General features: G+C 54.4%; 11 protein-coding genes. 3 read left to right on the top strand and 8 right to left on the bottom strand.

Annotation, left to right across the window (positions count from 1 at the left end):
• Positions 1 to 683: 683 nt before the first annotated feature.
• The 8 genes from OQ273_RS01260 to OQ273_RS01225 all read right to left on the bottom strand — a co-directional run bounded on the left by OQ273_RS01260 (position 684) and on the right by OQ273_RS01225 (position 10,758).
• Positions 684 to 2,246, bottom strand: a complete 1,563-nt coding sequence (locus OQ273_RS01260; RefSeq protein ID WP_267988652.1) for an ABC transporter substrate-binding protein — start codon at positions 2,244 to 2,246, stop codon at positions 684 to 686.
• A 128-nt stretch (positions 2,247 to 2,374) separates the two neighbouring features.
• A complete protein-coding gene (locus OQ273_RS01255; RefSeq protein WP_267988651.1) occupies positions 2,375 to 4,369 on the bottom strand; it encodes a hydantoinase B/oxoprolinase family protein in 1,995 nt (664 codons plus the stop codon).
• Between the two features lie 11 nt (positions 4,370 to 4,380).
• The gene (locus OQ273_RS01250; RefSeq protein WP_267988650.1) at positions 4,381 to 6,426 is read right to left on the bottom strand and encodes a hydantoinase/oxoprolinase family protein; all 2,046 of its coding nucleotides are present in this window, start codon (positions 6,424 to 6,426) and stop codon (positions 4,381 to 4,383) included.
• A gap of 7 nt (positions 6,427 to 6,433) precedes the next feature.
• Positions 6,434 to 6,853 carry a GNAT family N-acetyltransferase gene (locus tag OQ273_RS01245; RefSeq protein ID WP_267988649.1) on the bottom strand — a complete coding sequence of 140 codons (420 nt, stop codon included), beginning with the start codon at positions 6,851 to 6,853 and terminating at the stop codon, positions 6,434 to 6,436.
• Positions 6,850 to 7,821: an ABC transporter ATP-binding protein gene (locus tag OQ273_RS01240; protein ID WP_267993005.1), complete on the bottom strand. Its 972-nt coding sequence runs from the start codon at positions 7,819 to 7,821 to the stop codon at positions 6,850 to 6,852. The genes OQ273_RS01245 and OQ273_RS01240 overlap by 4 nt, the downstream gene beginning before the upstream one ends.
• 79 nt (positions 7,822 to 7,900) lie before the next feature.
• Positions 7,901 to 8,923 (bottom strand): ABC transporter ATP-binding protein, encoded by a 1,023-nt coding sequence (locus OQ273_RS01235; RefSeq protein ID WP_267993004.1) that lies wholly within the window; start codon positions 8,921 to 8,923, stop codon positions 7,901 to 7,903.
• Positions 8,924 to 8,929: 6 nt separating this feature from the next.
• The gene (locus OQ273_RS01230) at positions 8,930 to 9,784 is read right to left on the bottom strand and encodes an ABC transporter permease (RefSeq protein ID WP_267988648.1); all 855 of its coding nucleotides are present in this window, start codon (positions 9,782 to 9,784) and stop codon (positions 8,930 to 8,932) included.
• Positions 9,784 to 10,758 carry an ABC transporter permease gene (locus tag OQ273_RS01225; protein ID WP_267988647.1) on the bottom strand — a complete coding sequence of 325 codons (975 nt, stop codon included), beginning with the start codon at positions 10,756 to 10,758 and terminating at the stop codon, positions 9,784 to 9,786. Before OQ273_RS01225 ends, OQ273_RS01230 begins: the two co-directional genes overlap by 1 nt.
• Positions 10,759 to 11,016: 258 nt before the next feature.
• Here OQ273_RS01225 and OQ273_RS01220 point away from each other — a divergent pair, with 258 nt between their 5' ends.
• From OQ273_RS01220 to OQ273_RS01210, 3 genes are all read left to right on the top strand, one after another.
• Complete coding sequence (locus OQ273_RS01220; protein ID WP_267988646.1) at positions 11,017 to 11,643, top strand: helix-turn-helix domain-containing protein; 627 nt, start codon at positions 11,017 to 11,019, stop codon at positions 11,641 to 11,643.
• A 75-nt stretch (positions 11,644 to 11,718) separates the two neighbouring features.
• Positions 11,719 to 12,855, top strand: coding sequence for an acetylornithine deacetylase (gene argE / locus OQ273_RS01215; RefSeq protein ID WP_267988645.1), 1,137 nt, complete (start codon positions 11,719 to 11,721; stop codon positions 12,853 to 12,855).
• Between the two features lie 52 nt (positions 12,856 to 12,907).
• Entirely contained in the window at positions 12,908 to 13,261 is a 354-nt protein-coding gene (locus OQ273_RS01210) for a cupin domain-containing protein (protein WP_267988644.1), read from the top strand.
• Positions 13,262 to 13,284: the final 23 nt, after the last annotated feature.

The following is a 13,284-nucleotide window of genomic DNA, read 5'->3' as shown; positions in this document are numbered from 1 at the left end:
CATATAGAATTCTGTGGGTTCATCCATCACGCAACGACGGACCCGACAGCGCCCAGTTGTTCAATTGTGCAAGGGCAATAATGTGTATTTCCCGCCGATGAAAGCAGACGTGTTGTTTCGTGCCGCATCGACAAGTGATATAGAGGCGCTTCTGGATCTCTACACACATCTTCCTTCTGACAACGAGAGATGTCCAATCGATCGCGCCAAAAACAACATTTCCGTGCTCAAGAAATACGAGGGGCGGGCACGGTGCTCATTGTCGAACGCGGTGATCAGATTGTTACGACGTGCACCTTGGTGATTATTCCAAATTTGACGACCTATTGCCAAGCGCATCAGCGATCAGATCGAACATGCCATCTACAAGTCGCTTCGCCTCCGTATTCGAAATCGCGAACTCCCGCGCAATTCTCAGGGTCAAATCACGGCGCGTCAGCGACATCGCAAGATTTCCTTCTGTGCTACCAATCGATCGGTTGCGCCTGGTCCGCGGTCTTGATGCGCAAACAATACTAAGAAAGAAGGTCAGCAGGCGGTGAGTGAAAATCTCGTTCCGCCTACTGACCCGAGTCGCCGCGAGCGGCTTGGGAGGTAACCATTTAACGGCTGAGCGCTTCTAAAAACTGGTGGTAATGCGCCGAGGTTGTTCTCCTCGGCGCATCAACAGCGAATTGAACAGACTATTGGACGGATATTGCTGTTGTCAGTTCTTCTGGCGTTGTCTTGTATTCGATATCCCGGCGCGTACCCACAATCACGCTTTGGTCATGAATTGGAATCTGCGCGAAGTCTTCTACCGCAAGCTGCATGGCTTCCCTTGCAAGTGCCCAACGCTCGTCCTTGTCGATGGTCGTTTCATAACGAGCAATGAGTGCATCGAGCTCTGGGTTGCTATAGCTGGCGAGGTTCCAAACACCCTTCTTTTCGTCGGCATCATAGGTGCGCAGAGTCTGAGCCAGAACGTCGGCCTCTCCGCTGCCAGCTGAACTCCACGCCAACAGAAGCATGCTCGCACCAGAGGGATGCTGGTTGACAATTGGGAAAAAGGCGGAACTTGGCAAGGTCTCGACTTCGGTCAAAACACCGATGCGTGAAAACATCTGGCCAAGTGCCTGACAGATCTTCCCGTCATTCACATAGCGGTCATTTGTGCAGTGAATCTTTGTCTTGAACCCATTTGGATAACCTGCCTCAGCCAACAGCGCCTTGGCCTTTTCTGGGTCATATGGTGGAATTGCGATGTCGTCGGAATAACCGCCAACACCCTTTGCAACGAGCTGCCCGGTCGGAAACGACAATCCGTTCATTACGCGATCCCTGATCGCTTCACGATCAATCGCCAAGGACAGTGCTTCGCGCACTCGTTTGTCCGCGAACGGGTTCTGAGACAGTGGTGCGCCATCCATGTCCGTTGCAAACGGTGTTGTGTCCTCGCTCGCTTGATCAACGACGAGATAAACGGTACGCATCGACGGACCAGCATGAACCTCAAGGGCTTCGTTCTCACGGATTCGATCGACAAACTCCGGCGGCACCTCACCAATTACGTCCACATCTCCGGCCAACAAAGCAGCCATGCGAGCTGAGTTTTCCGGGAGTATCCGAAGCGTAACATTGTCAAACTTGGCAGGTTCGCCCCAATAGTCGGGGTTCCGCTCAAGCACGATATTCTGCCCCGCCAGGTAACTGGCCAGCTTGTACGGACCGGCCGAAACCGATGTCGCAATATCGTTGAAATCAGCCTGTTCTGCACTTTTCGCAATTTCTGATGGAATAATCGGGACTTGCGTCATCGCAAAGCCGAGAGAGGGGTAAGGGCTGCTGGTCTCAAGCCTTACCGTATTGGCGTCCACGGCTACAATGTCGTCAACATTGTTGAACAGTCCAGCGTATGATCCGGCGGCCTGCGGATAATTGCGGGCACGCTCGTAGGACGCCACGACATCTTCTGCATCGACAGATGAGCCATCGGAAAAGCGGACATCCGGGCGAAGTTTGAACGTCCACCCATCCTCGGCAGCTTCCCAACTTTCGGCCAATGCCGGCGAGACCTGTGCATCAAGGTCAAGAGTCACGAGAAATCCGAGGTAGTGCCGATAGTATTGCAGGTACTTGCTTGACCAAAAATAGTGGGGATCCATCACAGGTTCGATTGGCATCCCTATTGTGAGATCTTCGGCCATCGCAGTGCAAGGCGCTACTGCGATGACTGCAGCTGCAATCCATTTTCTAAGTGTTGTCATTTTGTCGTTCCTCCTAATTGTTGGTTTCCTCTTGAATTGGCATATTTCCTGTTTCTCATCGGGCATCGGCCGCGATGGGTGGCACCTGCCCCGCACCCCGCTGATTGCGCAGGAGGCACATTTGAACCTCATTGGTTCAAGAGAGCCTCCTTTGTGATTGCAGGGTACCGATCACGCAGATCGGAGAAGATCCTTTGCATCTGTGTTTCAATCGGCACTTGAGTGCCCTTTTGAGCCTCTACTGCCGAGAACACCTGGTGTTTGAGAAAATGGCGCCATACGATGGGGCTCTGAGCGAGGAAAGTGGTCAGAGTGCCGTAGCGCTCTGGTGTCCAAATGTTTTCAAACTCCGTTCGGGTGGGTCCAAATTCGAAATGGCCTGTTGGTTGGCTCTGCATTTGGGAGCGCAGACGCGCAGTCTGAGCGACATCGACCATGCCGGCGACAATGGCTACGCCATAGTCGTCTCGAGCGGTTTCGATGCTGACAAAGCCGCAATGCCAGTCATACAAGACCGCTTGCGGGTCGCGCTCGATTGGGGCGCCGTATCCACCGGCACCCGGCCCAATCACACGCACCACATCGCCTGGTTCGCATTTCACCAGATCCGTGTTGTCGAGCTGTACTTCCTGTGCCGTGTCGGGATTGATCGTGAAGGACGAATTGGCGCCAGAGTGCCCGCCCAGGACACCAGCCGAGGCAAAATGCGAGCGATCTCGATTCCGCGCTGTTACGATCGTGTTTGGCGCAGAAACGGAAAACTCCATTACTGTCGCCAGTCCGCCGCGGTAACGCCCGGCTCCTGCCGTATCGGGCTGTAAGCCATAGCGATTGAAGAGGATGGGGACTTCAGCCTCATTGATTTCGACGGGCGTGTTCTTGAGAAAGCCTGAAAGACCACCAGAACCATCCGGACCGTCGTGTTTCGGTGTGCCGCCACCCCCGCCACCAACCGGGCCGATTGATGCAACTACGACGCGGTTCTTCTCATCCACAGTCCGAACATTCATGATTGAATTGCCACCAGGCGAAGGCGAAGGCATCCGGTCAGGAACTGCAAGTGAGAAGCAGCCCAACGTTGCGATCTGCGCAACAACACTTGTTAATGAGCGCATGCCAACCGCAGCGGGTGCCTCGCAATTCATTACAGTGCCTTCGGGCAGAATGGCCCGTGTCGGACGCAGTGTGCCTGCATTCAGCAGAAGATCGGGATCGAGCGTCGACAGGGCATAAGTTACACCGATCAAGGCAAGCGGATGCCGCTCACGGCCGCCGGTAGGCATATTGAGGGATGACGTCAGTTGCGGATCTGAGCCTGTGTAGTCAAGCTCAAGCTGGCCCCCCTCGATCCGCATGGTGATGGCAATGCGACATGGATAGCCGTTATCACTGTCCTCATCGGCATAATCGGCGTAGAAATATTCGCCGTCTGGGATTGTTGCGATGATGCGGCGAGCTTGCGCCTCACCATAGTTTAGAATGTCTTCAATGCCTGAGCAGAAGTCATCAACTCCAAATCTCTCGACGATCTCCTTGATCTTACGTTCACCAATGTTCACCGAAGCGATCTGAGCGTTGAAGTCACCCCAGTTTTGCTCGGGCGCACGCACATTTAACCGCATGATGCACGCAACGTTCTCGTCCATTTTTCCACCGGAAACGATCTTCAACGGCGGAATACGGATACCTTCCTGGACGATTTCCGTCAGCGAGCGTGACAGAGAAGCCGGTACCGCACCGCCCACGTCCGTGTTGTGAATGTGCCCAACGACAAAGCAAACAATTCGCCCTTCGAAATAGACGGGCTTCCAGATGTGAATGTCCGGAGAGTGTGTTGCGACGTTTCCAGCATAGCTATCGTTGGTGATACAGATATCACCTTCTTGATACTCTTCGATCAGATCAATGACAGGCTTGTAGTTGATGCCGCTGTACCAAGGCGCACCAAAGCTGCGAGGCGAGGCGAAGGCCAAGCCATCAGGTGTTACAATCTGGCACGAAAAGTCCTCGGTCTCCTTGACAAAGGTCGAATGTGCGGTGCGCATCAAGGTGAAGGCCATGGCATCTGCGGCTGCAGCGCAGTAGTTGGCGAGGATCTGTAGGTTACGTCCGTCAATAGCCATGGTCGTTGCGCTCAGTTCGTTTTCGGAGTGATGATGAGATTGCCGAAGGGATCGACATCAACCTGCATTCCTGGTGGAACGCATGTGGTCGTATCGTCCTGTGCGATGATGGCTGGGCCCGGAATGACCTGCGCGGCCAGAACTTTCTCGCGCAAATAGAGTGGAACATTCAGGCTCTGCCCATCCATGCGGCAATTGACATTGCCGTGCGGCTCCGGACGGCCAATTCCCGTCGCAATTTGGAGCAGTCGTGGCTTGGGAGTGGGTGACGCAATCACCAAGCGAAGACTGATAATCTGCACAGGTGCGGTGCTGTCGGCATGACCAAAGAGCTTTTCATGTTGTGCATCGAATGCTGAGCGGATTGCTGCAAAATCATCTTGCTCGATCCAGTTTTGTTCAAGCGGCACCTCAATTTCGAAGCTCTGACCGCGATAACGCATGTCGCTCAAGAAGCTCAGCCTATAGTCTAAACCTTTGCCATGCTCACGCTCGAGCCAACTGATCGCATCGTCGGCCAGTTTTTTTGCAATGTCTCTCAATTCGCCAGAGAGCTCTGGGGTCAGGTCGGCAAAGAGGGTCTGAATAAAGTCATTTTTCAGATCTGCGACGAGCCCGCCAAGCGCCGAGAGAACACCTGGCGTGGGTGGGACAATGACACCCTTCATGTTCATTTCGCGGGCGAGAAAGCAGGTCATCATTGGTCCTGCACCGCCAAACGCTAAAAAATGATACTCGCGGGGATCGATACCAAATCGCGATAACAGCCCGGAAACTCCGGTGTACATGGACGATGTCGCGATTTGGATAATGTTTTCGGCGGTCTCTTCGATCGAAATTCCAAGCGGACCGGCAAGGTCAGCCATGGCACGACGGGAGGCGTCGACATCGACCTTCACCGCGTTGTATCCTAGGTCGCCGTGTCCAATCATGCCGCACACGACGAATGCGTCAGTCACCGTCGGACGGGTACCACCTCGCTGATAGCAAACAGGACCAGGTAACGAGCCTGCGCTATCGGGCCCGACACACAACACGCCTAGATCATCAATCCAGGCGATGGACCCCCCACCTTGTCCGACCGAAGTGACCGAAACGGACGGGATATGAATCTGAAAATCCCCGATGATCTCGCCTGTGCCATATTGCGCCTCGCCATTTTCGATCACCGCGACATCAGCTGACGTGCCGCCAATGTCCATACTCAACAGCTTGGGAAAGTCACAGGCTTCAGCGATAAAGCTCGCACCAATCACTCCGGAGGCTGTGCCAGACAAGATCATCTGCACACACTCGGCCTTGGCTTGTTGGACGGCCATGACACCACCGTTGGATTTGGTGATCAGCGGAGGGGCCGATACGCCCATTTCGGTCAGCGCCGTCTCGAAGGACTCCAGATAAGAGATGACCTTGGGTTGGACATATGCGTTGATCGTTGCTGTGATGGTTCGCTCATATTCGCGGATAATGGGCCATATCTCCGCGGAACAGGATGTCAGCAGCTGTGGCGCAAATTCTGCTACGATGTCCCGCACGCGGGCTTCATTCTCACCGTTGCGATAGCTGTGCAGCAAGGAGACAACGATGCCCTCAGCGCCTGCGTCTAGTGCGCCCTCTACAGCAGCAACAACGCTGTCACGATCAACTGACTTAAGAATCCTACCATTGCGATCCGTCCGTTCCGCTATGGGGAACACCATGTCACGTGGGATCAACGGCGCGGGACGGCGGCTGAACAAGTCATGGATATGCGGGATCTTTAGACGTGCCACCTCCAGCACATCCTGAAAATTCTCGGTGGTAAACAAAGCGAGTTTCACACCATGACGTTGGATGACCGAGTTAATGCCCACCGTGGTGCCATGGGTGAAGTAACTCACTTCGCCAGGAGCGATATGATAACGTTCCTGCAAGGAACTCAGGCCGGTTCTAATCTCATTGCCAGGTTGGTCAGGGCGAGACAGGACCTTCAGCGTGCGGATCGAGTTGTCACGCTCATCCAGCACTGCAAAATCCGTGAATGAACCGCCAATATCGACACCTATTCGATAGACCATAAGTCGACTACTTTCTGTTCTCGGCGTGAGCTGACCGGAGCTCGGCGCCGTCTTCGGGCATGGGCAAGACGACCTCCATCAACCATTCAGGATGTGCGATAGGCTTGAAGCCAGCATTTCCATAAACCGCGTGGGCATCGATCGTGGTTAGGAGCCAGCGGGTGACACTCTTAAGATCGGGATGAGTTTGGATGACCTGGGCCAGCCAGGTTCCCAGTCCAAGGCCGCGATGCGCCTGATCGACGTAGACATCCAGGAGATAAGCGGAGCGGACGATGAAATCCTTCGACACGTCGCGAGCCCAGTAGGAATCTTCTGCGAGAAACCTATAGACGTGGTTCAAATCAATCCGAGCTCGATCGGTGCTGAGTGTGTATGGCCCCATGTACCATTCTACGACGCCGGTTTCGTTCTCCTGCAGCATCATTTTTGGTGCCTTTCGCTGAAGGAGGAAGAACTGGCAGCGTCGCCGGACTGTGCCTCGTTTGGGTGGGGAAGCTTGACGACTTCTTCGGCACGATGACAGGCGGCTAGGTGTCCAGCTTCACTTGCAACGAGTGCCGGCCTTTCGACACGGCAACGGTCGATCGCCAGTGGACAGCGCGGGTGAAAGTGGCAACCGATCGGTGGGTTTATGGGAGAAGGGATTTCGCCCTTGATTGGTTCGAATTTGAGCTTCTTGGCTTCAAGGCGTGGCGCGCTTCCGATGAGCGCGCGTGTGTATGGATGCCTTGGATGTGCAAACAAGTCGGTCGTCTCGGCCACCTCGACGATGCGGCCCAGATACATTATCGCTACTCTGTGGCTCAGTCGCTCAACGACCGGCAGGTCATGGCTGATGAAGAGATAGCTGCAGCCGGTTTGTTCCTGGATCTCTGAAAACAGGTTCAGCACTTGTGCTTGAATGGAAACGTCCAGTGCTGAGATGGCTTCGTCACAGACGATCAACTCGGGCGACAACGCCAAGGCGCGTGCAATACCAACCCGCTGCGCCTGACCGCCTGACATTTCGCTCGGTCGACGTTCAGCAAATTGCGGCGAAAGCCCTACTTGGGCCATCAATTCGGATACGCGCTGGTGAACATCCCCTTCGATGTGGTGTACCTCAATCGGCTCGCCGATTATGTTTTTCACCTTTTGGCGCGGATTGAGCGACAAATAGGGGTTTTGGAAAACCATCTGAGCACCGAACCGCTTGGAGCGGAGCTCTGATGTGTCGTTTGAGCTTACGAATTTGATCTGGCCTTCAGTCGGAGCGGTCAACCCGACGACAGTCCGACCGAGCGTTGATTTTCCAGAACCGGACTCTCCAACCAGCCCCAAAATTTCGCCACGCCTGATCTCCAAATTGATGTTGTCAAGCGCCTGAAGCCTGCGTTTTGGGCCAAGTCCCATATGACTTCGCCCAAGCTCGAAAGTCTTGCTGACATTTGCAATCCTCAAGAGGACAGGCTGATTATCGTAGGGAGCGATCTCAGACATTGGCGCCCTCCGCGAATTCCGAAGCCAAACGGTGTGTTTCGACGCACGCGACTTTGTGGCCTGGAGCGATTTCTTCAAAAACGGGCCGGACTTCACATGCTTCGCTGGCAAACTTGCAACGTGGTGCGAAGCGACACCCAGGAAGCTTGTGTGCCTCGCCGATTGACCCGGTAATTTGTGGAAGTCTGCGGCGATCGCGGTTGCTATCGGGAACTGAGGCGAGCAACCCTGCTGTGTAGGGATGAGCCGGCCGATCGATCACGTCGGCAATTCTGCCCTCTTCCACAATTCGCCCCGCATACATTACTGCAACACGGTCAGCGAGCCCGGCAACGATTGACAGATCATGGGTGATCCAAATCACCGCTGTTCCGGTGTCTTCGACCAGTTTCTGAACTTCGTAGAGAATCTGCGCTTGTATTGTGACATCAAGGCCCGTCGTGGGCTCATCAGCGATCATCACATCTGGCTGGTTCAACAAAGCGATCGCTATCGCGACGCGTTGGCGCATGCCGCCTGACAATTCATGCGGATATGCCCGCATGCGCTCGCCCGGTGAGGGTATTCCAACGCGAGCAAGCGTGTCGCGAGATTGCACCCACGCGTCGCGACGACTGATGGATCGATGCGCCAGCACGGCGTCGACCATTTGAACACCGATCGTCAGCATTGGATGAAGGGAGGCAGTCGGATCCTGGAAAACCATGGCAATACCATCGCCCCGAATCTGGCGAAGAGTCTCCTCATCAGCCTTGCGCAGGTCGGTGTCGTGAAACATGACCTTGCCATCCACGACGTCACCGGGTGCATCGATCAGTCCAAGGATTGAATAGCCGGTTACTGATTTGCCGGACCCACTCTCGCCAACGATTCCGAGGACCTCTCCCTGCTTTACTTCCAGGCTGACATCATCAATGGCGCGCAGTACGCCATCTTCGATGCCGAACTCGGTGACAAGGTTTTGGACCGAGAGGACAGTTTCGCTTGGGTGTATGTTTTTTTGAGAGTGCGGCATCGACAATCACCCCTTGGAACTATTGATTTGGCGCATTCGTTCGCCCAAGAGGTTGATGCTGAGCAGCAGCAACAAGAGGACCAAACCGGGAAACAGGCTGAGCCAGTATTGCTGCGCAAGCATGTAAGAGTAGCCATTCGCTATCAGCAGCCCAAGCGATGGTTCTGTGATAGGAAGACCAACTCCAAGAAAGGACAAAGTTGCTTCGAGCGCGATAGCGGCTGCAATCTCCACGACGACCACCACGGCCAGTGGCGCCACCGAATTTGGCAGAAGATGCTTGAACATGATCCTGAGGTTGGAGAACCGCATGACGCGCGCGGCGTCGATGTATTCCTTAGTGCGCTCGACCATCGCAGCGCTGCGCAGCGTTCTGGCAAAGTAGGCCCATTGGGCCAAGATGATCGCGAAGATCACCTTATCGAGGCCGGACCCCAACAATGCGACCAGAACCAGCGCTGTAAGAATGCTCGGAAATGCCAGCTGCAGATCGACAAGGCGCATCAGAAATGCGTCGACGATACCGCCGAAGTGAGCCGCCACGAGGGCAACCAACACACCCACGACCAAGGCAATCGACGTGGCGATGGTCGCAACCATCAGGCTCACCCTCAGGCCATAAACGACGGCCGAAAAGAGATCGCGCCCCTGATCATCGGTGCCCATCCAATGGATGTAACCGTCGACACTGGGGGTCCCTGGGGGAAGGCGGGACGACATAATGTCTATCACCGCTAGGTCATACGGGTCTTGATAGGCAATCAAGGGCGCGGCAACGGCGCCCAAAATGAGAATGACCAAAATGGCAAAACTGATCACAGCGCTTGGTTTGGACAAGAGGCGTTTGAAGTATCTATGCATCACTTGCCCCCTTTGATGGAGATTCGAGGATCCAGAAGGGCGCACAGAAGATCGACCGTGAAGTTGATGATGACGAAAAGAGTCACCGTGAACATCAAATACGCAATAATGACGGGGCGATCCGATGAACGAATACTATCGATGATGAGGCGCCCGCTGCCCGGCCATGCGAAGATAGTTTCGGTAACCACTGCGAATGCCAATAGGATGCCGAAGACGATCCCGATGACCGTGATGATCGGTACCAATATGCTCCGCAGCACATAAACCGAAAGGATGCGTCTCGTGTTTAGGCCTTTGGCGCGAGCGAACTTGGTACTAACGGATTGCAGCGCGTCCTGGGTTCCTGAGGCGGTTAAGCGGATGAACAACGCTGTCGGAAAGAGAGCAAGATTAATTGCGGGCAGAAGTAGATGACGCAAGCCATCCAATGTGACCAGGCTGGTTTTAATTCCAAGGAACGATCCAACCTCGCCCCGTCCGCCGGTTGGAAGCAAACGCAATTCAATACTGAACACGATGATCAGGGCAAGAGCCACCCAAAACGCGGGAACGCTAAGAAAGAGCATTCCGAGAGCATTGGCTCCGCGACCAACTATGGAATCTGGCTTGTATCCCGCCAGAAGACCGAGCGGCAAGCCCACGGTTGCGGCGATGACCATTGCAACAAGGGTCAGTTCAAGAGTGGCTGGAAATCGTTCGAGGATATATCCGAGCGCGGGTTGTCCTGTCACGTAGGAGTTTCCGAAGTCACCCCGCAAGAGACCTGCCGCGAAGCGTAGATATTGTTCATAAAGCGGAAGGTCCAAACCGAGGTCTCGCCTTATTCGTTCAACCACCTCGGCGGGTGAGTTCGGGTCTATGAGCAAAGCGAGGGGATCACCGAGCGCGTAAATCGCCACGAAAGCAACGATTGACATGAGCCATACCAGGAGCACTCCCTGTATCGCTCTCTTGAGCACGTATCCCAGCACTATCGCAGTCCCATTATTGCCTGTCGGTTTCGATCTCGACGTTCCCGATCTCGATTAAATGAAGGATATTCACTATATTGAATTTTGTGTCAAGCCTTCTGTTTTGCAGCAGCGATGCGGCGAATCTCGGATGAAATGCTTATTTGCTACTTTTTTGGGAGGAAATAGTGCTCTTGGCCTACTTTCTTTGATCGTCTTCATCTTGACGCTTCGTTGAGCGTGTTGTACGGAATTCATTATATTGTATGGATGGAATCGATGTCGGCTAAAGAAAAGAGTATGGAGCCCGATACTGCGGATGCCCTGCCAGTGGACGGTGACACAAGAATCATCGGAGAGCGTCTTCGCGCTCTGCGTAACGAGCAGAATCTCACGATCAATGAACTGGCGTCCAAAGCTAAGGTTTCTGCGGGGATTGTGAGTCAGATTGAGCGGGGCGGTTCAAATCCATCAGTGAAAACCCTGCAGAGACTTCGCGCGGCGCTTGGCGTAAATTTGTGGGAGTTTTTGCAACCTCCACCGGATACCACAGCTACTCCGGAGTTGAATTTTGTGCGGCGGGCTGCCGAACGTCCACGAATTCTGGTTGGTGAGACGCGTCTGGTTAAGGAGCTACTTTCACCTCGACCGGATGAGAATCTTCGTTTCATGTTTGTCACGTTGCCACCCGGTGGCGTTAGTGAAGATGTGCTCGTCGGGACAGGACAGAAGGGCGGATATGTAATCTCCGGGGAAGTTAGCCTCAAAGTTGGCTCACAAACCGCACTGTTGGGAGAAGGGGACAGTTTCCAATTCCCCAGCGACATTCCCCATGAAATTGTCAACCGCTCCGATTCTGAAGCGAAGGTCCTTTGGATCATGAGCGTCCTGGACACACACCTATAGACGCATCCACGAAGCGGCAGTTCCGAAAGATATCGCGCTTCAAAGCGCTAAGGCGAATGGGGAAGTTGATGCACCATGGAACTAGAGTTGAACCCTCTCAGAATTCTTGAAAGACTTGTGTCGTTTCGATCGATCGTTGGGCGATCGAATTTAGACATTGTCGAATGGGTCCGAGAGTTCGCAAACTCCCATGGCGCTGATGTCTCTATCGTTCCTGGACCAGAGGGTGACCGGGCAAATCTTTTCATTTCTATCGGGCCAAGAAATGTGCCCGGTATCGTCCTTTCTGGGCATTTGGATGTAGTGCCAGCGGTCGAGGCCGGTTGGGAGGGTGACCCCTTCATCCTTCGCCGCAAGGGAGAGCGTCTTTATGGCCGCGGCACGGTCGACATGAAGGGATTCGTCGCATGTGCTCTCGCCGCACTAGCAAATCTGCGCTCCAAGAGGCTTACTCGACCCGTCCATATCGCTTTATCCTACGACGAGGAGGCGGGCTGTAAAGGAGTCCCCCATCTTATTGCGAAGCTGCCGAGGCTATGCGCGCCTCCAGAGAGCGTCATTGTTGGAGAGCCAACCGGCCTTGTTCCTGTGCTCGCTCACAAGGGAAAAGTCGCCGCACGCGCTGTTGTCCGAGGTAAGGCAGGACATTCCTCCCGGCCGGATCTTGGCTTGAACGCAATTCACGCCATTCTCCCAGTTCTCGACACCGCTGTAAAAGAAGCACAAAACCTCATCAAAGGCCCCCACGACCCAAATTTTGAACCACCATATTCAACTCTGCAGATCGGCACGATTAGAGGCGGAGAGGCAATAAACATTGTTCCCGAAAACTGCATACTGGAGATGGAAGCCCGCGCGATGTTCGGTGTCTTACCGAAGCGGTTACTGGACCCTGTCGAAGCGGCTCTAGATCGTCTGCGGTCAGAAGGTTTCGAGACCAGCTGGGAAATCGTGAGCTCATATCCTGCGCTTCGGCTCGATGCGTCCACCCCGCTTGCCACGCAATTGGCAGGACTGACGGGAAAACGACCGCTGCCCGCAGTCAGCTTTGGGACGGAAGCCGGTCTTTTCCAAGAGGCCGGCCTAGACGCCATTGTTTGCGGCCCTGGCGAGATTGGCCGTGCTCATCGACCCAACGAGTACATAACTCTTCCCGAACTCGAGAACTGTCTCGTGCTCATTGAAGCCATTGGCGAGAGGCTTTCCGAGTGAGCCGGCCCGTTGCGAACTTTGGGCTCTTATCTTCACATTTTAGAGGTAATTCATGTCCCTTCTTGTCTCCATCGACACTGCTCCATCGTTTCCTCCAAAGGAGTCCACTGCTCTCCCCGAACGCTTGATCAGTGGGAGGCCAGCGTTCAAGACCTGGTCTCAAGATGAGTCCAAGGACGCAGCCGTTCAAACCGGCGTTTGGGAGGCAACGCCGGGGGAGACTCGTTCGGTCAAGGGAGCAACTTTTGAATTCTGTCACATCCTGTCTGGCGTCGTTGAGATCTCCGAGATTGGAGGTGATACGCATGTCTTCAAGTCAGGCGACAGCTTTGTCATGAAGCCAGGCTTCGAAGGTGTGTGGCGCACACTTGAGACCGTTCGGAAGATCTACGTCGTTGTTCCTTGATGAGGCGTAAAGCCGCTCGATGC

The organism is Hoeflea prorocentri, assembly GCF_027944115.1.
GTDB lineage: Bacteria > Pseudomonadota > Alphaproteobacteria > Rhizobiales > Rhizobiaceae > Hoeflea_A > Hoeflea_A prorocentri.
This window is presented reverse-complemented; position numbering and strand designations above follow the sequence as displayed.

Bases quoted from the DNA above. Each gene is read 5' to 3' on its own strand.
- OQ273_RS01260 (WP_267988652.1), bottom strand. From the start codon at position 2,246: ATGACAACACTTAGAAAATGGATTGCAGCTGCAGTCATCGCAGTAGCG.
- OQ273_RS01255 (WP_267988651.1), bottom strand. From the start codon at position 4,369: ATGGCTATTGACGGACGTAACCTACAGATCCTCGCCAACTACTGCGCT.
- OQ273_RS01250 (WP_267988650.1), bottom strand. From the start codon at position 6,426: ATGGTCTATCGAATAGGTGTCGATATTGGCGGTTCATTCACGGATTTT.
- OQ273_RS01245 (WP_267988649.1), bottom strand. From the start codon at position 6,853: ATGATGCTGCAGGAGAACGAAACCGGCGTCGTAGAATGGTACATGGGG.
- OQ273_RS01240 (WP_267993005.1), bottom strand. From the start codon at position 7,821: ATGGGACTTGGCCCAAAACGCAGGCTTCAGGCGCTTGACAACATCAAT.
- OQ273_RS01235 (WP_267993004.1), bottom strand. From the start codon at position 8,923: ATGCCGCACTCTCAAAAAAACATACACCCAAGCGAAACTGTCCTCTCG.
- OQ273_RS01230 (WP_267988648.1), bottom strand. From the start codon at position 9,784: ATGCATAGATACTTCAAACGCCTCTTGTCCAAACCAAGCGCTGTGATC.
- OQ273_RS01220 (WP_267988646.1), top strand. From the start codon at position 11,017: ATGTCGGCTAAAGAAAAGAGTATGGAGCCCGATACTGCGGATGCCCTG.
- argE (WP_267988645.1), top strand. From the start codon at position 11,719: ATGGAACTAGAGTTGAACCCTCTCAGAATTCTTGAAAGACTTGTGTCG.
- OQ273_RS01210 (WP_267988644.1), top strand. From the start codon at position 12,908: ATGTCCCTTCTTGTCTCCATCGACACTGCTCCATCGTTTCCTCCAAAG.